The sequence below is a fragment of the Ruania zhangjianzhongii genome, from assembly GCF_008000995.1.
Taxonomy (GTDB): Bacteria; Actinomycetota; Actinomycetes; order Actinomycetales; family Beutenbergiaceae; genus Ruania; species Ruania zhangjianzhongii.
The window spans coordinates 3554205-3575708 of record NZ_CP042828.1 but is presented as its reverse complement, the minus strand read 5'-3'; the positions used below and the strand labels follow the sequence as shown (position 1 = coordinate 3575708).

The 21504-nt window shown below is 69.3% G+C and carries 20 protein-coding genes and 1 pseudogene; 15 read left to right on the top strand and 6 right to left on the bottom strand.

Going from position 1 to position 21504, the window contains the following annotated elements:
* Window positions 1-150: 150 nt before the first annotated feature.
* The 3 genes from FU260_RS16575 to FU260_RS16565 all read right to left on the bottom strand — a co-directional run bounded on the left by FU260_RS16575 (window position 151) and on the right by FU260_RS16565 (window position 6081).
* On the bottom strand, window positions 151-3396 hold the full coding sequence (locus tag FU260_RS16575; RefSeq protein ID WP_235912300.1) for a S41 family peptidase: 3246 nt from the start codon (window positions 3394-3396) through the stop codon (window positions 151-153).
* 81 nt (window positions 3397-3477) lie between these two features.
* On the bottom strand, window positions 3478-4194 hold the full coding sequence (locus FU260_RS16570; protein WP_147919563.1) for a Maf family protein: 717 nt from the start codon (window positions 4192-4194) through the stop codon (window positions 3478-3480).
* A gap of 201 nt (window positions 4195-4395) precedes the next feature.
* Window positions 4396-6081 (bottom strand): DUF885 domain-containing protein, encoded by a 1686-nt coding sequence (locus FU260_RS16565; protein ID WP_235912301.1) that lies wholly within the window; start codon window positions 6079-6081, stop codon window positions 4396-4398.
* A 281-nt stretch (window positions 6082-6362) separates the two neighbouring features.
* Here FU260_RS16565 and FU260_RS16560 point away from each other — a divergent pair, with 281 nt between their 5' ends.
* The 10 genes from FU260_RS16560 (at window position 6363) to FU260_RS16515 (ending at window position 14992) form a co-directional block, all read left to right on the top strand.
* The gene (locus FU260_RS16560; protein ID WP_147918056.1) at window positions 6363-7730 is read left to right on the top strand and encodes an MFS transporter; all 1368 of its coding nucleotides are present in this window, start codon (window positions 6363-6365) and stop codon (window positions 7728-7730) included.
* Window positions 7731-7759: 29 nt separating this feature from the next.
* Entirely contained in the window at window positions 7760-9370 is a 1611-nt protein-coding gene (locus FU260_RS16555; RefSeq protein ID WP_147918055.1) for an arylsulfatase, read from the top strand.
* A gap of 41 nt (window positions 9371-9411) precedes the next feature.
* Window positions 9412-10179, top strand: coding sequence for an IclR family transcriptional regulator (locus tag FU260_RS16550; RefSeq protein ID WP_168211817.1), 768 nt, complete (start codon window positions 9412-9414; stop codon window positions 10177-10179).
* Window positions 10180-10315: 136 nt separating this feature from the next.
* Window positions 10316-11176, top strand: a complete 861-nt coding sequence (locus FU260_RS16545; RefSeq protein WP_147918053.1) for a sugar phosphate isomerase/epimerase family protein — start codon at window positions 10316-10318, stop codon at window positions 11174-11176.
* 62 nt (window positions 11177-11238) lie between these two features.
* Window positions 11239-11610: a YbaB/EbfC family nucleoid-associated protein gene (locus FU260_RS16540; RefSeq protein WP_147918052.1), complete on the top strand. Its 372-nt coding sequence runs from the start codon at window positions 11239-11241 to the stop codon at window positions 11608-11610.
* Window positions 11607-11882 carry a hypothetical protein gene (locus FU260_RS16535; RefSeq protein WP_147918051.1) on the top strand — a complete coding sequence of 92 codons (276 nt, stop codon included), beginning with the start codon at window positions 11607-11609 and terminating at the stop codon, window positions 11880-11882. The genes FU260_RS16540 and FU260_RS16535 overlap by 4 nt, the downstream gene beginning before the upstream one ends.
* An 87-nt stretch (window positions 11883-11969) precedes the next feature.
* Entirely contained in the window at window positions 11970-12791 is an 822-nt protein-coding gene (locus FU260_RS16530; RefSeq protein ID WP_147918050.1) for a WXG100 family type VII secretion target, read from the top strand.
* A gap of 2 nt (window positions 12792-12793) precedes the next feature.
* On the top strand, window positions 12794-13192 hold the full coding sequence (locus tag FU260_RS16525) for a YbaB/EbfC family nucleoid-associated protein (protein WP_147918049.1): 399 nt from the start codon (window positions 12794-12796) through the stop codon (window positions 13190-13192).
* 52 nt (window positions 13193-13244) lie between these two features.
* A complete protein-coding gene (locus tag FU260_RS16520; RefSeq protein WP_147918048.1) occupies window positions 13245-14039 on the top strand; it encodes a hypothetical protein in 795 nt (264 codons plus the stop codon).
* 164 nt (window positions 14040-14203) lie between these two features.
* Window positions 14204-14992 (top strand): WXG100 family type VII secretion target, encoded by a 789-nt coding sequence (locus FU260_RS16515; RefSeq protein ID WP_147918047.1) that lies wholly within the window; start codon window positions 14204-14206, stop codon window positions 14990-14992.
* A 21-nt stretch (window positions 14993-15013) separates the two neighbouring features.
* On the opposite strand, the gene FU260_RS16510 is transcribed toward FU260_RS16515, so the two are convergent.
* A complete protein-coding gene (locus FU260_RS16510) occupies window positions 15014-15262 on the bottom strand; it encodes an acyl-CoA carboxylase subunit epsilon (protein ID WP_147918046.1) in 249 nt (82 codons plus the stop codon).
* Window positions 15259-16854 carry an acyl-CoA carboxylase subunit beta gene (locus tag FU260_RS16505; protein ID WP_235912302.1) on the bottom strand — a complete coding sequence of 532 codons (1596 nt, stop codon included), beginning with the start codon at window positions 16852-16854 and terminating at the stop codon, window positions 15259-15261. Before FU260_RS16505 ends, FU260_RS16510 begins: the two co-directional genes overlap by 4 nt.
* Before the next feature lie 145 nt (window positions 16855-16999).
* Between FU260_RS16505 and FU260_RS16500 the strand changes: the two genes are divergently transcribed.
* The gene (locus tag FU260_RS16500; protein WP_147918045.1) at window positions 17000-17908 is read left to right on the top strand and encodes a biotin--[acetyl-CoA-carboxylase] ligase; all 909 of its coding nucleotides are present in this window, start codon (window positions 17000-17002) and stop codon (window positions 17906-17908) included.
* Between the two features lie 66 nt (window positions 17909-17974).
* Here FU260_RS16500 and FU260_RS16495 read toward each other — a convergent pair whose 3' ends face one another.
* The gene (locus FU260_RS16495) at window positions 17975-18523 is read right to left on the bottom strand and encodes a type 1 glutamine amidotransferase domain-containing protein (protein WP_147918044.1); all 549 of its coding nucleotides are present in this window, start codon (window positions 18521-18523) and stop codon (window positions 17975-17977) included.
* Window positions 18524-18874: 351 nt separating this feature from the next.
* Between FU260_RS16495 and FU260_RS23860 the strand changes: the two genes are divergently transcribed.
* The 4 genes and pseudogenes from FU260_RS23860 to FU260_RS24485 form a co-directional block, all read left to right on the top strand.
* Window positions 18875-19150, top strand: a complete 276-nt coding sequence (locus FU260_RS23860) for a hypothetical protein (protein WP_187368386.1) — start codon at window positions 18875-18877, stop codon at window positions 19148-19150.
* A gap of 129 nt (window positions 19151-19279) precedes the next feature.
* Window positions 19280-20374: an adenylate/guanylate cyclase domain-containing protein gene (locus tag FU260_RS16485; RefSeq protein ID WP_147918043.1), complete on the top strand. Its 1095-nt coding sequence runs from the start codon at window positions 19280-19282 to the stop codon at window positions 20372-20374.
* Window positions 20375-20466: 92 nt separating this feature from the next.
* Window positions 20467-21150, top strand: a complete 684-nt coding sequence (locus FU260_RS16480) for a response regulator transcription factor (protein WP_147918042.1) — start codon at window positions 20467-20469, stop codon at window positions 21148-21150.
* Window positions 21151-21178: 28 nt separating this feature from the next.
* Window positions 21179-21451: pseudogene (locus FU260_RS24485) on the top strand (sensor histidine kinase); the annotation flags it as partial.
* Between the last annotated feature and the right edge of the window lie 53 nt (window positions 21452-21504).

Sequence of the window (21504 nt, the reverse complement as noted above, 5' to 3'; positions counted from 1 at the left end):
AGGTTTCCTACAAGGACGAGCCCGGCATGGCGCATCCGGACCCGTCTGCCGTAGTCCAGGTCACACAAAGCCGAGTAGGTGCCGTGCGGCGCGGCTGGCGGCGCCCGCCCGGCACCCAGCGGGGCCGGCGCCCGCGCCCGCGCCGGACGGTCAGGGCCGGACCTTCGGCTCAGGCAACGGCGGCGGAGCGGCCGCCGGAGCCTGCTCCAGTCGAGCCAGCGCCTCGGTAATCGCGCGGTCCAGCTGCGGGTCCGCGTCGCTGAACAGGTCCGCCGGCGTGTGCACCACCTCGATGTCCGGATCCACACCGTAGTTCTCCACGCCCCAGCCCTTGCCCTGCATCCAGGTGGCGTACCGGGGTTGGGTCACCTCGGTACCGTCCACGAGGTCATAGCGGCCGTCGATGCCGACCACACCACCCCAGGTGCGCACGCCGACCACCGGTCCCACGCCCAACGCCTGGGCAGCGGCGTTGACGATGTCCCCGTCGGAGCCGGAGTACTCGTTCGCCACCAGCACCACCGGCCCGCGCGGAGCGCTGTCCGGGTAGGCGGCGGGCCGGTCCTCGTACCGGGTGCGGCTCCAGCTGATCACCCGGGCGGCGAGCTTGCCGATCACCAGCTGAGAGGTGTGCCCACCGCGGTTGTACCGCACATCGGCAATGATGCCTTCGGCGTGGCTGGCGCTGCGCAGGTCCCGGTGCAGCTGGGCCCAGCCGGCGCTCATCATGTCCGGTACGTGCAGGTATCCCAACCGACCCTGGCTGGCGGACCGCACGTACTCCCGGCGCGAACGCACCCAGTCCTGGTAGCGCAGGGCTTCCTCGTCGGCCAGCGGCACCACGACCACCCGGCGGTCGGCGCCGTCGCGCCGCAGGGTCAGCTCCACCGGCTTGTCCGCGGCCCCCACCAGCTGCCGCCCCGGGCCGGCCACCGGGTCCACGGCGATCCCGTCCACCGCCACGATCAGGTCGCCGGGGCGGGCTCCCACCCCGGCGGCGAGCAGGGGGGAGCGCGCGCCCGGGTCGCTGGACTCGCCGGGCAGGATCCGTTCGATCCGCCAACCGTCCTTGGCGGGCGCCAGGTCCGCGCCGAGCAGCCCGAGGCGGCGGGCGGCATCACCCGGCGGATCGGCCGGCATCACATAGGCGTGCGAGGTGTTCAGCTCCGCGACCGTCTCCCAGAGCAGATCCACCAGGTCGTCGTGGCTGCGCACCTGATCCACCACCGGGCGCCACCGCTCGGTGACCGCAGCGAAGTCCACCCCGTCCATGTCCGCGCGCCAGAAGTGCTCCGCCATCAGCCGGGTGGTCTCGGCGAACATCTGCTGCCACTCTGCCGCCGGGTCCAGGTCGAACCGCAGCCGGCCGGTGTCCACGGTCACCACGGCGGAGTCGCCACCCTCGGCGGGCTTGCGGGTGGCCGGCGTGAGCGTGACCTCCTTCTCGTGCAGCACCACCAGCTGCTGCCCGTCACCGGAGACGGCGTAGGAGTCCGCCTTGGCCACGATCGTGGTGACCTCGTGGTCGGCGAAGGACCAGCGCTGCACCACATCCGTGGCGGGTTCACCGCTGACTCCCGCGCGCCGCGATCCGAGCACGCCCACTTCCTCGGCGGCCTTGATCCAGAGCACCCCACCGGAGGCGGCCTTCAGGTCGCGGTAGCTGGCGGAGGGCACCGGGAACGGCATGATCCGCTGCTCGGCGTCCGTGGCGTCCAGCTCCGGGCTGGCGACGGCGGAGCTCGCCGGGGTCTGGTCACCAGCACCGTGCTCCGGGGTCGTCGCCGCGGGCGCCCGGCCGGTCACGCTCGGTCCGAACGGTGCCGGTTCCCGGGCCGCGATCGGGATCAGCCAGGGCCGGGTGGCGCCGGTGAAGGACAGATCGAACGCCTGGGTGTCGTACTCCGGGTCCAGGGTCCGGTCGGAGAGGAACACCACGAACTTGCCGTCGTCGGTGACCGCCGGGCAACGGTCGTGGAACTGGCCGCTGGTCAGCGCCACCGGCTCCCCGCCGTGGCGGGTGTCCAGCACCATCACCCGGTGCTGGCTGCTCTCGGCATCGGTGGGCTCGGACCAGAGGAGGTAGCGCCCGTCCGGGGAGAACACCGGGCCCATCGGCTCCCCATAGCTGGACCGGGTGACATCCTGGACCACCGGGGCTGCGCCGTCGTTGGCCAGCTCGATCAGCCGCACCGAGCCATCGTGGGAGATCGCCGCCAGGCGATTCCCGGCCGGGTCGGAGGCCAGGTGCAGCACGCGTCCCAGCTGCCCGCTGAGCATCCGGTGCGCAGGCGCCGAGCCGTCGATGGTGTGCACCTCCAGGGTGTCCGCACCCTCGGCGTCGGTGGCCAGTACCACCCGTCCGGTTCGGCCGAGCAGCACCGGTTCGCGCACCCGCACCCCGGATTCGGCCGCCAGCGCCCGGGCCGGGCCGTCGCGGTGGGTCAGCCAGAACGCCTTCCCGCGCCAGTTGACCACGCTGGCGGTGCCGGTGTGGTCCGGGGCCAGCGCCTCCAGCCGGACGGTCGGGTCGAGAGCGACCGGCGCCGGCGTGCTGCCGGGCAGGGTGATCGGGAGCATGCGCGGCTGCGCATGGAGATCCTCGAGCAGCCAGATCCGGCCGCGGCTGTGCCAGGTGAGGCGGGTGCCGTCCGTGCTGGCATCGCGCACGTACCCCTGTTCCGGGCCCTGATGGGTGATCTGCCGCGGCTCGCCCACGCCCGGTGTCTCCCACAGCCACAGGTTCGCCTGTTCATCGGCGCGGTCCGGGAACCCGGCGGCCCGGTCGGAGACGAACGCCAGAGCATCGCCCAGCCAGAGCGGGTTGACCAGCGCGGCTCGCTCCTCGGGCAACAGGCGCTGCCAGTCCCCGTCGCCGGTGCGGTCCAGCCACAGTCGGGAGGCGGTCCCGCCGCGGTAGCGCTTCCAGATGGCGGGCCCGCGGGAGTTGAAGGTGCTCAGCGCGATCGCGCCGCCAGCGTGGATGGCCAGGCTACCGGCGGCACCGATCTGCAGCCGCTGCCAGGTGCCGTCGGTGCGCACGGCCTTGACCACCGTGTGCCGGATGCTCGCCTCCCCGGCGTTCGAAGCGACCAGCACCGTGTGTTCGTCCGCCCAGCCGAGCACGATCATCACCGAGCCGGCCCACCAGGTCAGCCGGACCGGCCGACCCGACTCGATGTCGGTGAGCATCAGCTCCGGGTGGCCGCCCGCATGCGAGACGTAGGCGAGTCGCTGCCCGTCCGGGGAGAACCGGGGCGTACGGGCCGGGGCACGGTCGTGGGTCAGCCGCCAGGCGCGGCCACCGGAGACGGGGGCGAGCCAGATATCGTCGACGGCGACGAAGGTGACCAGCTCGGCATGGACATCGGGATCACGCAGGTAGGCGGAAGTCACCTCGTCAACAGTACTGCCGGGTGTCGAGCCCATTCCTGGTGCTCGGTGGTGGTGGCGCAGTCGGCCCGCCGCTGGCAGAGCTCACGGATCCACGCTGATCGGGTGCGTGAGACCGGGTGCGGGTCGATGCCTCCACAGGTCGACCCAGGTCAGGCCCACCTGGCCGAGCAGGTCGCGCAGCAGCGGCAGACTGATCCCCATAACCCCGTGGTGATCGCCCTCGATGCGGCGGATGAACGCCCCGCCGTAGCCGTCGATGGTGAACGCCCCGGCCACCTCCAGCGGCTCGTCGGTGGCGATGTAGGCCTCGATCTCGGCGTCGGTGATCTCGGCGAAGTCCACCGTAGTGTGCGAGGTGGCGCCCGCCTCGCAGGAGGCGGTGATCAGGTGGTGACCGGTGTGCAGTACTCCGGAGCGGCCCCGGATCCGCTGCCAGCGCTCGCGGGCGCGCTCCGGGGTGTGCGGCTTGCCGAGCGCTTCGCCGTCGACTTCGAGTAGCGAGTCGCAGCCGAGTACTGCGGTGGGCCCATCGGCGGGGAAAGCGGCGGGTAGCGGAGCACCGCCGTCAGTGGGCCCTTCAGTCGCAGCAAAGATCTCGGCGGCGACCTTCTCCGCCTTCGCCCGCGCGAGCAGTTGCACGGACTCGGCCACAGAGATCGGCCCGTGGGCGGCGGTGTGCGCGGCGGTCAGCGCCTCCTCATCCACGTCCGCCACCTGGATGATCGGGTCCACCCCGGCACCGCGCAGCAGTCCGGCGCGGGCAGGGGAGGCGGAGGCGAGGATCAGACGGGGACGCATAGTGGGCACGGGGCGACCGTAACCGGTTCGCCGGTGGGGTGGCGATCTCTGATCGTGATCGGAGCAGCCGGTGTCCGGCTCACGTCAACAACTCGGCACTGCAGCCGATCAGCCGGTAGGTCGCCAGGGCGTGGCGGCCGGGCGAACACTCGGTCCAGATAGATGGCGACGAGGTCGGCCGGTGCGCGGTGGGGTGCTGGGTCAGGGCAGCAGAGCGGCGCGCAGCGTGTCCAGGCCGACCGAGCCGACGTCCAGCGCGCGGCGGTGGAAGGCAGCCAGGTCGAAGCCGGCGCCTTCGCGGGCCTTGGTCTCGTCCCGCAGCTGCTCCCAGAGCCGTTGGCCGACCTTGTACGAGGGCGCCTGCCCGGGCCAGCCCAGGTACCGGTTCAGCTCGAACGCGAGGAACCCCTCGGCCATGTTCGCGTTCGCGGTCAGGAACGGCCAGGCCTTCGCCGCGTCCCAGGTGCCGCCGCCCCACTCCGGCGGGCAGGGCTTGCCCAGGTGCACGCCGATGTCGATCACCACCCGGGCGGCGCGCAGGCGCTGCCCGTCGAGCATGCCCATCAGGTCACCGGGGTCGTCGAGGAAGCCGAGGTCCTTCATCAGCCGCTCGGCATACAGCGCCCAGCCCTCGCCGTGCCCGCTCACCCAGCAGGCCAGCCGGCGCCAGGTGTTCAGCAGCTCGGCGCGGTAGATGGTCTGACCGAGCTGCAGGTGATGTCCGGGTACGCCTTCGTGGTAGACCGTGGTGGTCTCCCGCCAGGTGTTGAACTCGGTGACCTCCGCTGGCACCGCCCACCACATCCGTCCGGGCCGGGAGAAGTCTGCGCTCGGCGGGGTGTAGTAGATCCCGCCCGAGGTGGTCGGGGCGATCTTGCACTCGATCGTGCGCACCGGGTCCGGGATGTCGAAATGCGTGCCGGCCATCGCCGCCAGGGCCGCATCGGCGGTGGTCTGCATCCACTCCTGCAGCGCCTGGGTGCCGTGCAGGGTGCGGGCCGGGTCCGCGTCCAGGTCCGCCATCGCCTGCTCGACGCTCGCCCCAGGCCCGGAGATCTGTGCGGCGGCCTGCTCCTGTTCGGCGGTGATCGCGGCCAGCTCGGCCAGCCCCCACTCGTACGTCTCGTCCAGATCCACCTCGGCACCGATGTGCATCCGGGAGAACCGGGTGTACCGCTCCCGGCCAGCAGCGTCGTCGGCCGGTGCCTGGGGGGCCAGCTCACGCAGTGCATCTGCGAGCCGGGCGTACCCGCTTGCCGCGCTCTGTGCGCCTGTGCTCAGTGCCGTGGTGACCGATTTGCTCACCGGTTTGCCGTCCACGCTTGCTCCGGCGGCGAAGGTGCGCCAGAACGAGTCCGGCCCGGCCAGCTGTTCAGCCTCGGCGATGCACGCCTCGACCTGCCGGATCGGCGCCACCTGGCCCCGTTCGGCGGCCACCTGCAGCGACTCGATGTACCCCGCCAGGGCTTGCGGGACCGCCTCCATCCGCGCCGCGATCGTCTCCCACTGCTCCGGGGTGTCGGTGGGCATCAGGTCGAACACCTCGCGCACGTGCTGCACCGGTGAGGCGATCACGTTCAGGTCCGCCAGGTCCTCCCCGGCCTCGGCCAGCTCGATCTCCAGCCCGATCCGCTCGCGCATCGCGTGCTGGGTGATGCGGTCGGTCTCGTCCACCGGGGTGATCTCGGCCAGGTCGGAGAGCACCCGTCGTGCGGCGTCGGTGCCGGCCTGATACCCGCCGGGGGAGAAGTCGTCGAGCTGGTCCTCGGCGCCGGGAAGCCCGATCGCGGTGGCTGTCATCGGGCTCAGCCGGGTGAGCGTGGCGACGTACTCGTCGGCGAGGACATCGGTGGGGGTGGGAGTGCGGGGCGTCGATGCGTGGCTCACCCGCCGACCCTAACCGGCACTCCGGCAGTCGGCACCTGGTTCCTGCTGCCGGCCGGCTCGCGTCCGATACGGCGAGCGTGGTCAGGAACGCCGACCGACGAGCGATCCACGACATGGTGAACGCGAGAGCGTGTGCCCCGGTGCTCCTCGGTGGCCCGGTCAACCGGCCACACCGTGAGCTCGGTGGTGGCCGGTTGACGGAGCGCCGCAGCCTCGCCTACTGTCAGAACAGCTCACAGATGGGACACTGTCCCAGTCTACGGGACAGAAGGAGTTCAATGATGCACGCAGGTAATGACGCTTCGGCCGTGCCTTCGCCGGGTGGAACCCGCACACACAACCGCAACACCGTGATCGCGAGCATGCTCGGCTCGGTGGTGGAGTGGTACGACTTCTTCCTCTACGGGACGATGGCGGCGCTGGTCTTCAATAAGCAGTTCTTCCCCGAGTTCGACCCGCTGATCGGCACGATGGTCGCCTTCGCGACCTTCGCTGCTGGGTTCATCACGCGACCGATCGGCGGGGTCATCTTCGGTCACTTCGGCGATCGCATCGGCCGGAAGAAGATCCTGGTCATCACCATGCTCATCATGGGCGGGTCGACGTTCCTGATGGGTACTCTCCCGACCTATGAGCAGATCGGCGTCCTGGCGCCGATCTTGCTGCTCGTACTGCGGATGCTGCAGGGAATCGGCCTCGGTGGCGAATGGGGCGGGGCAGCGGTCCTGACCTTCGAGCACGCGCCACGCGGCAAGCGCGGGCTGTTCTCCTCCTGGCCACAGACGGGTGTGCCACTGGGCTTGTTGCTCTCGACCCTGGCGGTGAACCTGGTCAGCCTCCCCGGGGACGAGGCGTTGCAGTCGTGGACCTGGCGAATCCCGTTCCTGGCGAGCATCCTCCTGGTCGTCGTAGGTCTGCTGGTGCGACTGAAGGTCCAGGAGCCGCAGTCCTTCCGGGACATGGTGGCCACGGACACCCGAGCCAAGGTGCCGATGTTTGAGGTGCTCCGGAACTACCCGAAACAGATCATTCTCGGTATCGGCGCGCGCTTCAGTGAGAGCATCACGTTCAATGTCTACAACGCCTTCATCGTCACCTACACCACCACGGTGCTGGGCCTGGACAACAGCTACGCGCTCAATGCGCTGCTGATCGCGAGCGTGATCGGCTTCGTCATCATCCCGGTGGCGGGCAAGATGTCCGACCGGTTCGGTCGTCGGCCGATCTTCGGTGCGGGAGCACTCGTGGCGCTCGTCACGGCGTTCCCCGCCTTCATGCTGATCGACACCGGAGTACAGCAATTGATCTGGGTGGCGGTCGTGCTCGGTTGGTCGCTCGGTGCCTGCACGATGTTCGGCGCTGAAGCGGCAACCTTCGCGGAGCTGTTCCCCGCGCGAGTGCGCTACACCGGTATGTCCATCGTGTACCAGTTCGGCGTGCTGCCCTCCGGTGCCGTGGCGCCGGCCCTGTCGGTATGGCTCGTCTCCGTCACCGGATCGGCCTGGCCGGTGGCGGTGTATGTGATGGCGGCCGCGGCTATCGCGCTCGTCTCGTTGTACTTCCTGCGAGAGACCGCGCACGAGGAGATCGACACCGAGCTACGGGCCAGGGCTGAAGAGTTGCGCATCACCGCTCGCGCCGACCACTGACCCGCACCACCAGAAGGGATGGAACACCGATGACTCACACGCGGCCCAACATCGTCCTGATCCTCACCGACGACATGGGCTTCTCCGATATTGGCTGCTTCGGCGGGGAGATCGAGACACCGAACATCGATCAGCTCGCAGCGACGGGCGTCTCGCTCACGCAGTTCTACAACACGGCCCGGTGCAGCCCCTCCCGTGCCTCGCTGCTGACCGGACTGCACCCGCACCAGACCGGGATCGGCATCCTCAACTACGACGACTCACCCGAGGGCTATCCCGGTGACCTGAACGACCGGTGCGTCACGATCGCCGAGGCGCTCAAGCCAGCGGGCTATCGGAACTACCTCGCCGGCAAGTGGCACGTCGCCAGGGACATCCACACGCCGTCTCGCTCCTGGCCGACCCGCCGCGGCTTCGACGAGTTCTACGGCACGCTGGAAGGTGCCGGCAGCTACTTCCTGCCCCGAACTCTGACTCGCGATGAGAACAACATCGAGCATGAGGCGGCCGCGGACCCGGGCTACTACTACACCGACGCGATCAGTGACAACGCCGTCGAGTTCGTCCGTCGGCACGGCGCGGAGCACGCCGAGGACCCGTTCTTCCTCTATGTCGGCTATACGGCTCCGCACTGGCCGTTGCACGCCCTGGAGGAGGATGTTCGCAAGTATCTCGGTCGATTCGATGCTGGCTGGGACGAGCTACGCCGCGCGCGGTTACGCCGCCTCGTCGACGCGGGCATCATCGACGAGACCTGGCCCCTCACCGACCGGGACCCGCGCGTACCCGCCTGGGAAGACGTCGCCGACCAGGGGTGGGAGGCACGCCGGATGGCTGTGTATGCGGCGATGATCGACCGGATGGACCAGGGAGTAGGTCGGATCCTCGGCGAGCTCGACGCACAAGGGATCAGCGACGACACGATCGTGCTCTTCCTCTCCGACAACGGCGGGTGCGCCGAGGAGATGCCCGTGGAGACCGCCAAGGATTTTGTCACCACGTACGTCAGCTTCGACGCTCAGACCCGCGACGGCCGCGAGGTACACGCTGGCAACGACCCGAGCATCGAGCCGGGGGGTGAGGACAGCTACACCACCTACGGCCGGTCGTGGGCGAACCTTTCGAACACACCCTTTCGCGAGTACAAGCATTGGATCCACGAAGGCGGAAACGCCACTCCACTGATTGTGAACTGGCCGGCCGGACTACCGCGTGGTGTGCAGCGCGAGCAGCCGCACCAGCTCCCCGATGTGATGGCGACCTTGTTGGACGCGGCAGGTGTGGAGTACCCCGCCGCCGGCCCCCAGGGCACGCCATTACCGCTGGAAGGAGTCAGCATGCTGCCGACGCTGCAGGCGGGAGCCACCGATGCTGACCGGCTGCTGTACTGGGAGCACGAGGGCAACTGTGGTGTGCGCCGCGGGCAGTGGAAGCTGGTGAAGAAGCACGCTCAGCCGTGGGAGTTGTATGACCTGGTTGCTGACCGCACCGAGCTCGACGACAAGGTCGCGGAGCATCCGCAGATCGTCGCCGAACTGAGCGCCGCGTACACCGCGTGGGCGCAACGATGCGGAGTTGTCCCTCGCGAGCAGATCCTCGACCTGTACGCGGCACGGGGTGGCGGCCTCCCGTCCGAGTGAGGGTCGACTCCGTGACGGCGGTGGCAGATACACTGCCGCGCATGGAGGCCGGCCGGGACAACGCGATCACCAAGGCTGTGCATGTGCTGAGTGCTCTGCGCACCTTGGCCGACGGGGGTAGCGCCCGGGAGCTCGCAGCGACCACCGGGGTCCCCCGCAGTACGACCCAGCGAATCCTGACCACCCTGGAGGCGACGGGGATGGTCATCCAGGACCTGCAGACCCAGCGTTACCGCGTTGGCCCGCAGGCACTGTTGATCGGTCTCGGCTACAACGGGGCGACCACGCTGTTGAACGAGGCTCGTCCACAGATGGTCGCCTTGCGTGATGAGACGGGTGAGACTGTCGGGATCTCGATTGCCGCTGGGACGGCGCGGGTGTTCATCGATGAGGTGCAGAGCACCCATGGGCTCCGCTTCGCCTCCGAGCTCGGCAGGATGTACCCGCTCTGGTCTGGGGCCAACGGCCGAGTGCTGCTCAGCGGGATGACGGAGGCTGAGGTCGAGCGGGCGCTGGGCTCGCGGGAGTACGACGCCGCAGTGCAGAACCCGCTCTCCGTTGAGGAGACGCGGGACCGACTCGCACAAATCCGTCGGGACGGCTACGCCGAGGCCGCGGACGAGGCGATCGGCGGCATCAGTTCGTTGGCAGTTCCGATCAACGATGGTTCTGGGCGGGTTCTGGCCGCTCTCTCGGTCTCCGGTCCGTCCGAGCGGCTGGCCGGTGCACGCGCCGAGGGCACCCTGCCGCGGCTTCTCGCCGCCGGCGAGGCGATCTCCGCACGGTTGGGTGGAACCCGGATGAGATGATCCGCCCCCGGTCAGCAGCCCAGCGCACGCCCCAGGTACCCGCAACGGGCGGCAACTGAGAGCAACTACTGACGCTGCGCCGTCGGGCATGGCCAGACTGGACGGAATCTGCGCCCCTGACTCGAAGGAGATGACCATGGCCCGCATCGGTGTCCAGCTGATGACCGTGCGCGAGAAGGTGACCGAGCTCGGCGTGGCTGAGGTGTTGCGCCGCCTGGCCGCCGCGGGACTGCCGGTGATCGAGGTCTCCCAGGTGGCGATGACCGAGGAGAACGTGGCCGCGATGGTGCGTGCCCGGGGCGAGCATGGCGTCGAGTTCGGCGCGCTGTCCGGCACGATGGAGGCCGCCCGGCCCGGGGCGAACCCCTCCCTGGTCGAGGAGTACGACGACGTCGTGGCCCAGTGCCGTAGTCTCGGCGCCTCGCGTGTGCGGATCGGCATGATGCCGCTGACGGCGATGCGCGACCTGGACTCCATCCTCGCCTTCTGCCGGGCTGCTGAAGAGACGGCACAGCGGCTCGCCGAGGACGGTATCCAGCTCTCCTATCACCACCACCATGTGGAGTTCGCCCGCATCGGCGGACGCCAGGTGATGGACCTGATCAACGACGAGGCGCCGTCGCTGGCCTGGGAGATCGACGTGCACTGGGTGGCTCGCGGCGGCGCGGACCCAGTGCGCACGCTGCAACGGTTCGCACCCAGAGTGGACCTGGTGCACCTGAAGGACTTCCGCCTCACCCTGCCACCGGCCGAGGTGATCGACGCCGCGGCCGCCGGCGACCGCGAAGCGTTCGGGCAGTTCTGGGGCAACCCGGTGCAGTTCGCCGAGGTCGGCTCCGGGAACCTGGAGTGGGGCCCGATCGTGGAAGCCGGAATTGCCGCCGGCGCCGAGTATCTGTTCATCGAGCAGGACAGCACCTACGGCCGGGATCCGTTCGAGGCGCTCGCCGCCTCTCGGGCCGCGCTGGTGGAGCTGGGCTACGCCTCGATGCTGTGAGAAGCACGATGGGGAGTCCTTCCCATTGAGTTGGACGGCCCGCGGCTCGTAGAGTCAGCAGCATGAGTCAAGACGCGGGGGCCCAGTTCGCGGCCTTGCACGAGCAGATCCAGCGGAGCTTGGCGGACGCGATGGCGGCGTCCGATGAGTACACCGCGGAAGAACCAGCGAAGACCGGCACCGGCCGGTCCGAACGTGGTGAGGCCACGGTCACCGTGGACGGCAAGGGATTGCTCCGCGCTGTCCAGTTCGACCATGCCGTCGCAGACCTGGATGCCGAGGAGCTGCGGACGGTCACCATGGACGCCCTGCAGGCGGCGCAGGAGAAGGTGCGCCCGCCGAGCAGTGGACGGTCCCCGGCCGCTGCGCTCCATGACAGTACGGTCGCCGACCAGTTGGACGCGATCTTCACCGAGATGAAGGGACAGGCATGAGCGACGCAGTAGAGGTGGAGCTGAGCGCGCTGACCGGAGGCTGTTCCGAGCTGCAGGGGATTCGCGGCGGGTTCGGCGACATCCTGGAAGCAGCGAATGTGAGCAACGGCCTCGCACCCCTCTCGTTCGGCATCCTGTGTTCGTTCTTCACCCCGCCGGCCCAGCTGGTGCAGGGGATCGAGATCGCTGCGCTGAAACGTACTGGCCCAGGGCATCGAGAAGACTGCCCAGGCAGTAGAGCAGTGCCACACCGACTATGTGCAGGTGGATGACGATGCCGCCCGCCGCTACACCAAGCTGGCGCAGAACGACGCCGGTCAGAGCTGGCAGGGTCTTCCGGGCGGCGCGGTGAGCGTCTGATGAACGATCTGATCGCCGTCGATGGAACGGAGATCGCGCACCAGTTTTTCGCCAGCGTCGAAGATCCTTCCACGATGCTCGGGTACGTGCCCGTGGTCGGGGACGTCGTCGGGTACGCCCAGGCGCTCGGCAATGGTGACTGGGCAGGGGCCATACTCAGTGGAGGCGCCGCCGTGGTCGGTGCCGTCACGGCCGCCGTCGACCCGCTCGGTACGCTGCTCTCCTCTTGCGCTGCGTTCCTGATCGACTACATGCCGCCGTTGCCGCAGATGCTGGATGCGTTGGCCGGTAACCCCGCGCTGGTGCAGAGCATCGGTGAGACCTGGACCAACGTGGCCGGTGCGCTGACCGAACGCGCCGCAGAGTTGAAGGCGGCGATGGCGCAGATGCTGAGCAACTGGCGGGGGGCCGCGGCCGATGCTTACAAGGCCCGGATGGAGTTCCTCATCGGGATGACCACCGCGCTCTCGGCGGGCGCGATGGGTATCGGCGCAGGTTTCATGGTGGCCAGCGTGGTGGTGGAGATTGTCCGGACGATCACCCGTGACATCATCGCCGACCTGGTCGGGCGTCTGATCGCCTACATCATCGAGACCGGTGCCACGTTGGGCGTCGCGTTGCCGGTGGTGATCGGACAAGCGGTCACGGCGATCACCAACACGGTCACGCAGGCGGCCAAGTGGAGCGACGACCTGGTGAAGACGATCAAGACCGGCGCCGAGATGACCGAGCAACTCAAGGACGCACTGGGTCACATCCAGACGGTGATCGGTGCGCTGAACAGCGGTAACTCACAAGCACAGAGTGCAGGAGGGGGATAGTGATGGCTGACATCTTCCAGAGTCCGGAAGAAGCCCAGGCACAGATCGACCAGTTCCGGGAGATGGCGCAGAAGCGCGGTGCGGCGGCCGAGCGGGCCGTAGCGCGGATGGAGGAATTCTCCGTCGAAGCGTGGTCGACGCGGCGCGAGGTCCGGGTGGCTCTGGACTCCAAGGGCCTGGTGGCCGACCTCGAGTTCGCCGAGTGGGCACCGACGGAGTCACCGATGACCCTCAGCCGGGCCGTGCAGAAGGCCCATGACGATGCCCTCCGCAAGTGGAAGGAGGGCATGGACACGATCGCCGACGAGGAGTACGCGGACGCCGAAGAGCTCCGTGTCGCGACGAAGGCAGCAGTCCAGGAGGCCATGCCGGTCGACCTGGACGACGAGGAGTCGGAGTAGCCGCCTGAACGACGACCCCTCGTCGCCCGACCCGGCCCGTGCCGCTGGCGCGGTGCGGGCGCGTCGGCGTGCGTTCCTGATCGTCCTGCTCGGCTGGGTCGGGCTGTTCGTGGTCGTCACCATCGCTTTCGCGCGCGCCCGCGGCTCGTTCCAGCGGATCGCCGACGATCCGCCCATCGTGCTGGCCATCATCGGCGTGGTCCTGGTGGTGGTGATCGTGGTGGCATCGCTCGCTCGCCGTGGCGGGCAGCAGCGCGTGCACGCTGCCACCGGTCAGCAGCGGACGGCGTGGGCCCACTCGGTGGGCTGGTCCTACCACCCGCGACCGAGGGAGATCCCACCGGACGCACTGAGCGAGGTAGAGACGAGCCAGCGCGCGGACCCGATCCGGATCACCGACGAAGCGACCGGTCAGCACCGAGGCCGCCGAGCCTTCGTCCACTCCCGAGACACGTGGGTCCGCGTGATGTCCCGGTTGGACACCAGCCGTCGTGAAGTAGTGGGGGTGGAAGCGCGAATCGAGCTGCCCCGCACCGTCGTCCTCACCCGCATGAATGCTGCCGGCGCCCGGACGGTGCGCGTCCAGCCGGCCGTGGGCCTGTCCCGGGTACCGCAACCCTTCGGCACCAGCACAGCGCTCTTCACGCCGGCAGGTCTGGAGGCCGTGATCGCGACTGCGTTGCGGCCGGCGTTGGAGGTCCGGCACGAGGACTGGCTGAAGATCGTCTGTGTCGGTCGCTGGGTGTTGATCAGCGCAGATCGTGATGCGAGCACCGCGGCAGCCCTGCGCCGACTGGATCTGGCCGACCACGTGGCGGGTCTGCTCGAGGCTGGCGCCACGGGGTAGATCTGCCCATCGCCGGGACTGATTCACTCCCCTAACGTGGTGAACGAGGGACGGCTCCTTCCGATGGCGGTGGGTCGTCCGAGACGCTGACGACAGACCCAGAGACAGGGGAGTACCGATGGGGAGCAAGGGGAACGTGCAGGCGATCGTCAGGGGGAGCCGAGATGAATGACCTCATTGCTGTCGACGGCACAGAGGCGTTCCACCAGTTCGCCGCGTCCGTCGAAGACCCGACGAAGATGCTCGACTATGCCCCGGTCGTCGGGGACTGCTACGACGCAGCGAAAGCGTTCGGAGAAGGGGACTGGGCCGGTGGGCTGCAAGCGGCCGCCAGTGCGGGCACAGCCATCGCAGCGGCTGTCTCAGATCCACTGGGCACTTTGATGTCCTCCTGTGCTGCCTTCCTGCTCGATTACATGCCGCCGTTGCCGCAGATGCTGGATGTGCTGGCCGGTAACCCAGCGCTGGTGATGAGCATCGGTGAGACCTGGGTGAATGTCTCGCGGGCGCTCACCGAAAGGGCTGCTGCCCTCGAGGCTGCGATGAGTCAGATGCTGGCCAAGTGGCGCGGCGCAGCTGCAGACGCGTATCGCGCGCGGATGGAGTTCCTTATCGGTCTGACCACTGGGCTCTCTTCTGCCGCCATGGGGATCGGGTGCGGCTTCGCCGTCGCCAGCACAGTGGTGGAGTTTGTCCGGACGATCGTCCGCGACCTGATCGCCGATTTGGTCGGCCGATTGATCTCCTATGTGATCGAAACTGGGGCGACCTTGGGCGCGGCATTGCCGGTCGTGATCGGCCAGGCATCGATCGCGATCGCCGATACGGCAACGAGTGCACTCAAGTGGACCGGCACGCTCACCGACGCTATCAAGAAGGCGATTGCCATTCTGGAGAAGCTCAAGGCCGCCATCGAAGCCGTCGACGAGGCAATCACAGAGGTCACCGCCTGAACCACATTGCGGGTCGTCTGCTCAGTACGCCCGCGCGCTCCACCGCCAGGCCGCACCACCGGGCCGGGCCGCCAGGCCCAGCCGCCTGCCATGGTCACCCCAGACCGAGGTGAGGTCCTCCTCGGACTCCGCGGCGCCGTCGTCGGCTCGTGCAGCGACGATCCCGGCGACAAGAGCGGCAAGCTCCGCCTCGTCTGGGGCACCCCGGAGCACGCGCACCAGGCCGGCGGGCACCTCACCCTGGCCGGAGAAGTGGCTCGGCGCGCTCATAGCGGAATGTTCCCGTGCTTCTTCGCCGGTAGCGACGCCCGTTTGGTGCGCAGCGCCCGCAGTCCCTTGACGATCTGCACCCGGGTTTCGGCCGGGCGGATCACCGCGTCCACGTAGCCGCGCTGGGCGGCGTCCCACGGGTTCACGATCGCCTCCTCGTACTCCGCCACCAGCCGGGCCCGCTCCGCCTCGACGTCACCACCATCCTCGGCGACCTTCTTCAGCGTGCGCCGCTGCAGGATGTTCACCGCCCCACCCGAGCCCATCACCGCGATCTGCGCGGTGGGCCAGGCCAGGTTCAGGTCCGCGCCGAGCTGCTTGGAGGCCATCACGATGTACGCCCCGCCGTAGGCCTTACGGGTGATCACGGTGATCAGCGGCACCGTGGCCTCGGCGTAGGCGAAGATCAGCTTCGCACCGCGGCGGATGATCCCGTTCCACTCCTGGTCGGTACCGGGCAGGAACCCCGGCACGTCCACGAAGGTGAGCACCGGGATGTTGAACGCGTCGCAGGTGCGCACGAACCGGGCGGCCTTCTCCGAGGCCGCGATGTCCAGGGTGCCGGCCATCTGCTGTGGCTGGTTGGCCACCACCCCCACCGGGTGCCCCTCCACATGCCCGAACCCGACGATCACGTTCGGCGCGTACAGCGGCTGCACCTCGAGGAACTCGTCGTCATCGAGGACCTGCTCGATCACCGCATGCATGTCATAGGGCTGGTTGTCCGAGTCCGGCACCAGCTCGTCCAGCGTGGCATCGGCGTCGGTGATCTCCAGCTCCGCCTCTTCCGGGTAGGTCTCCGGGTCGGAGAGGTTGTTGCTGGGCAGGTAGTGCAGCAGGGCCTTGACGTAGTCGAAGGCGTCCTCCTCGTCGGCGGCCAGGTAGTGCGCCACCCCGGAGCGCTCGTTGTGCGTGCGCCCGCCGCCGAGCTCCTCGAAGCCGACGTCCTCGCCGGTGACCGCCCGGATCACGTCCGGGCCGGTGATGAACATGTTCGAAGTCTGATCGGCCATCACGATGAAGTCGGTGAGCGCGGGGGAGTAGACCGCACCGCCGGCACTCGGGCCGAGGATCAGCGAGATCTGCGGGATCACCCCGGAGGCAGCCACGTTCCGGCGGAAGATCTCCGCGAACTGGGTCAGCGCGGCCACCCCCTCCTGGATCCGCGCACCACCGCCGTCGCTGATCCCGATCAGCGGCACCCCGGTGCGCAGCGCCAGATCCATCACCTTCGTGATCTTCTGCCCGTGCACCTCACCGAGCGAACCACCGAACACGGTGAAATCCTGGGAGTAGACGCACACCTGGCGGCCGTCGATCGTGCCGTAGCCGACCACCACGCCGTCACCGGGGATGTGCTTGGCGTCCAGGCCGAAGTTCACCGAGCGGTGAGTGGCGAAGGCGTCCAGCTCGGTGAAGCTGCCCTCGTCGAGCAGCTGGTCGATGCGGTCCCGCGCGGAGAGCTTGCCGCGGGCCCCCTGCTTCTCGGTCGCTGTCGCCGCCAGAGCCTGGGGACCGGTCTCGGTGCGCCCGGCGAGGTCGGCGAGCTTGCCGGCAGTGGTGGAGGTGTCGGGGTGAATCTCGGAGGTCACATAGGCACTGTAGTTGTGTCCACCCGCCAATCTGCTGGCGGCAAGCCCGCGCGCGTCGCGTGGTTCGTTGTGGAATGTCCACAACTCTTCCTGGGTCGGGCGCGCCAGTTCGCCATGGCGGGGGCCGCGATGGCAGGCTGGGCAGATGGGAATGGGCCCGGAAGACCGTCCGGAGCCGCGGCTGGAGATCGTCGAGGCTACCGGCTCCACCAACGCTGACCTCGCCCGGGTGGCCGGCAGCGATCCGGGTGCCTGGCCGCACCTGTCCGCGCTCCTGGCCCGCCGCCAGCTCGCCGGGCGGGGCAGGTCCGGGCGCACCTGGACCACGGACGAGCACGCGGCCCTGACCTTCTCGATCCTGTTGCGCCCGGAGGAACCTCGCGAGCGGTGGGGATGGATTCCGCTGCTCGGTGGGGCAGCCGTGGTGCAGGCGTTGCGAGCGGCGATGCCCGCCGCCGACGCCGGAACTGACCTGGCGGGGGAGTCCCGCTTGTCGCAGGCCTCGGCCGACGGCGCAGGTCACCTCTCCCGCGATTCCACCACTGCTGCCGGTTCAGTGGGTGCGGTCACCCGTGAGGTGGCTGTCGGACTGAAGTGGCCCAACGATGTGGTGCATCTCGGCGGTACCGAGGTGCTGCAGGACTGGGGCTGCCTGCGCAAGGTCGGCGGGCTGCTGGCCGAGGTCCTGCCGGACGGGCGCTCGCTGGTGCTCGGTATCGGGATCAACCTGGTGGGGGACCGGCTGCCGGTGCCCTGGGCGGGAACCGCCGCCGACCTCGGCGTGCGCACCGATCCGACCCGCCTGGCAGGGGCCATCCGGGGCAAGCTCTCCGCGACGTTGGCCGACTGGGCCGCCGGCACCGACCCGCGCGAGCTCGTCGCCCCGATGTGCCTGACGCTGGGCACCGCAGTGCGGGTCGGGCGCCCGGACGGGAGCGCACTGGAAGGTGAAGCCGTCGACCTCGCCGAGGATGGGGCCCTGGTGGTCCGCCTGGACGACGGCACCGACCGTGTGGTCCGCGCCGGCGACGTGACTCACCTGCGCCCGGCCTGAGGTTCGGCGGCCCGGCCTGAGCGGGTGCGGCACGCCCTGCGGGGCGCTGAGGCCTCGCGGGCTGGCTCAGGTGGTTTGCCCGGAGTGCTTGCCCTCGCCGAGCTCCTCCACGAACTTCGCATTGAACGCCGGTAGATCGTCCGGGGTGCGGCTGGAGACGAGTCCCTGGTCCACCACCACTTCCTCGTCAACCCATGCGGCACCGGCGTTGCGCAGATCGGTCTGCAAGCTCGGGAACGAGGTGAGCGTGCGGCCAGCGAGCACCCCGGCATCGGTGAGGATCCACGCGCCGTGGCAGATGACACCCACTGGCTTGTGCTGGGCGAAGAAGTCCCGGGTGAAGGCGACGGCGTCAGCGTTCATCCGCAGCGCATCGGCATTCCCGGTACCGCCGGGCAGCATCAGCGCGTCGAAATTCGCCGCGTTCGCCTCTTCGACGCGCAGGTCGACGGACTGGCTGTGTCCCTTCTTTCCGGACACTGTGCCCTTGGCCGGTGAGACCAGGACGGCGGTAGCGCCCGCGTTCGTGGCGGCTTCCCAGGGACTGGTCAGCTCGCTGTCCTCGTAGTGGTCGGTGAGCAGGAATGCCACCGTCGTTCCGGTGAGATCAGCCATGATGGGCTCCCTTCGCGATTCTGGATGTCTGTTCAGCCATCGGCCCGCCCCTGGCTCGCCTTCCACGCTAACCACGAACGCCGCGGGCTGCGCGGTGAGATCAGTGCCGCGACCGACTGGCGCGCCGCAGTCCGCCCGACCACCAGCCCGACCACCAGCCCGACCACCCAGCGCGACCACCAGCCCGACCACCCAGCGCGACCACCAGCCCGACCACCCAGCCCGACCGAGGTAACTTCCGGGATCCGAGGCACCTTCTACCTGACCTCCGATCCCGCAAAGTGCCTCCGATCGGCGGTGGCCGGCGTAGCGGAGGCGAGATCGGCGCGCGAGTGATGCACGCGCCGAGCGGTGCTGCGCGGACTACGAGGCGGTGACCTGCGCGGACTACGAGGCGACGACCAGGAGGGTGGCGACCACCTGGAGGGTGCCGCGGCGCTGCGCACCGGACTCCAGGAGCTGCCCGGCATCGGCCCGGCCGGTGCGCAGATCTTCTGCCGGGAGGCGCAGGCCGTCTGGCCGGAGCTGGTGCCGTACCTGGACAGGAAGGCGCTGCAGGGGGCGAAGCGGGCCGGATTGCCCGAGGCCTCGGACCGCCTGGCACGCCTGGTTCCCGAGCGGACGTGATCCGCTTGGCCGCCGCCTGTGTTCGTGCCGTGCTGGACGAGCAGGTAGCCGCCGCTATCCACGGCGCCTGATCCGCGCCGAGGCCGTCCTTCTGCGGATCTGGCGGCCATACCCGTTACCCTCGGCGTTGTGAACGCCCCGCCTGGTACCGCCCCGCCCCCTACGGACGGTGAGCGACCCCACGCAGCGCACGCTGCGCCGTCGGGCGATGAGGGCCGCACTACGGTGAACCGCCACCATGAACGCCTGCTCGGCGGTCCACCGGAGCTGACCGCCGCCGAGTTCGCCTCCCGGGCCGGGGTGGAGGAATCTATCGCCCGCCAGTACTGGCGCTCGCTCGGCTTCCCGGACGTGCCCGGCGACGAGCAGTGGTTCACCGATACCGACGTGGCGGCGCTGCGCGCGCTGGCCGAGGCCGTCGAGTCCGACACGGTGAGCCTGAATGCAGCCCAGGACCTGGTCCGCGGGCTGGGGCACTCGATGGACCGGCTGGTGCTCTGGCAGGTGGAGGCGATGGTGCAGGACCTGTCCGCCCGTTACCGGCTGGACGACGTCAGCGCCCGGCTGGTGGTGCTGGACCGGATGGTCGAGCTCAGCCCGCTGCTGCGCGAACAGCTCGACTATGCCTGGCGGCGCCAGCTGATCGCCCTGCTGGGCCGGATCGACCGGGACATCGCGCGGCTCGGGTCCGAGGTCGGCGAACCGGACCAGCTGCCGCTGGAGCGCGCGATCGGGTTCATCGACATCGTCTCCTACACCACCCGGTCGGCGGACCTGACCCCGAAGGCGCTGGCCACGCTGGTGCAGGACTTCGAGTCCGCCGCCCGGGACGTGGTGGCCCGCTACGGCGGCCGGGTGGTGAAGACCATCGGTGACGCCGTGCTGTTCGTGGCCGACGACCTGCCTGCCGGTGCACGGGTGGCTACCAGCCTGGTGCAGGTGATGGCCGCCCAGAACCTTCCGGTGCGCGGTGCCGTGGTCTGGGGGCGGCTGCTCTCCCGGTCCGGGGACGTCTTCGGCCCGGTGGTCAACCTCGCCTCCCGGCTGACCGACCTGGCTGACCCGTTCACGATCCTGATGGACGACGTCTCCGCAGCGGTACTGGAGAGCCTGCCGGCGGGGCAGGAGTTCCAGATGGTGCACAGTGCTCCGGCCCAGGTGCAGGGCCTGGGGGAGGTGCGCCCGGTGCAGGTGCAGCGCCAGAGGAGCACGACCACCGACTAGCCAGTGGTGCAGCCGGGCCGGGGCAGGTGTGGCGCGCACCGCAATTTCGAAAGTACGCGCCAACGAAGAGATCGTGGCATTAGCATGACACTGTGACCCGAGTTCTATTAGCAGAAGATGACCCGGCCATTGCCGAGCCGCTGGCGCGGGCACTGACGCGTGAGGGCTACGACGTGTCCGTGCACGGCACGGGCCGGGGAGCCATCGACGACGCCGCTCAGGCCGACTTGTTCGTGCTCGACCTGGGCCTCCCGGACATGGACGGGCTGGATGTGGCTCGCTGGATCCGCAACCAGGGGCTGACCACCCCGATCCTCGTGCTCACCGCACGGGCCGACGAGGTGGACCTGGTGGTGGGCCTGGACGCCGGTGCCGACGACTACGTCACCAAGCCGTTCCGGCTGGCCGAGCTGCTCGCCCGGGTGCGGGCGCTGCTGCGCCGGGCCGGAGCCGAGGGGGAGGAGAGCGACGAGATCTCCGCGCAGGACGTGCGCGTGGACGTCGCCGCCCACCGGGCGTTCCAGGCGAGCCGCGAGCTGCAGCTGACCGCGAAGGAGTTCGACCTGCTCCGGGTGCTGGTGCGTGAGGCCGGTTCGGTGGTCTCCCGAGACGCCTTGATGCGTGAGGTCTGGGCCTCCGATCCGACCGGATCCACCAAGACGCTGGACATGCATGTGTCCTGGTTGCGCCGCAAGCTCGGTGACGACGCGAACGCCCCTCGGTACATCTCGACCGTGCGGGGCATGGGGTTCAGGTTTGAGAACGGGGTGAGCTAGCCTGCGCAGACGTGTCCTGACGGCTGCCATGGCCGCGGTGACCGTCGCGGTGCTGCTCCTTGGTGTGCCGATGGGAATCTTCGGCGCTCTGAACGCCCGGGAGAGCATCGACCAGAACCTGCAGCTGCGCACCCAGTCGGTCACCCGGGCCGTGGAGACCCGGGTGAGCCTGAACTACCCCGTGGACGAGGAGTTCCTGGAACGTTGGGTGGACGTGGAGTCGGACATGCCGGTCCGGATCACGGTCACCGATCTGGACGGCACGGTCACCACGGCTGGTCCGGATGTCGGCGAACCTGGCAGCACCTACGCTGCGGAGAGCACCTCGCCGTCGGGGGCGTCCGTGACCCTCGA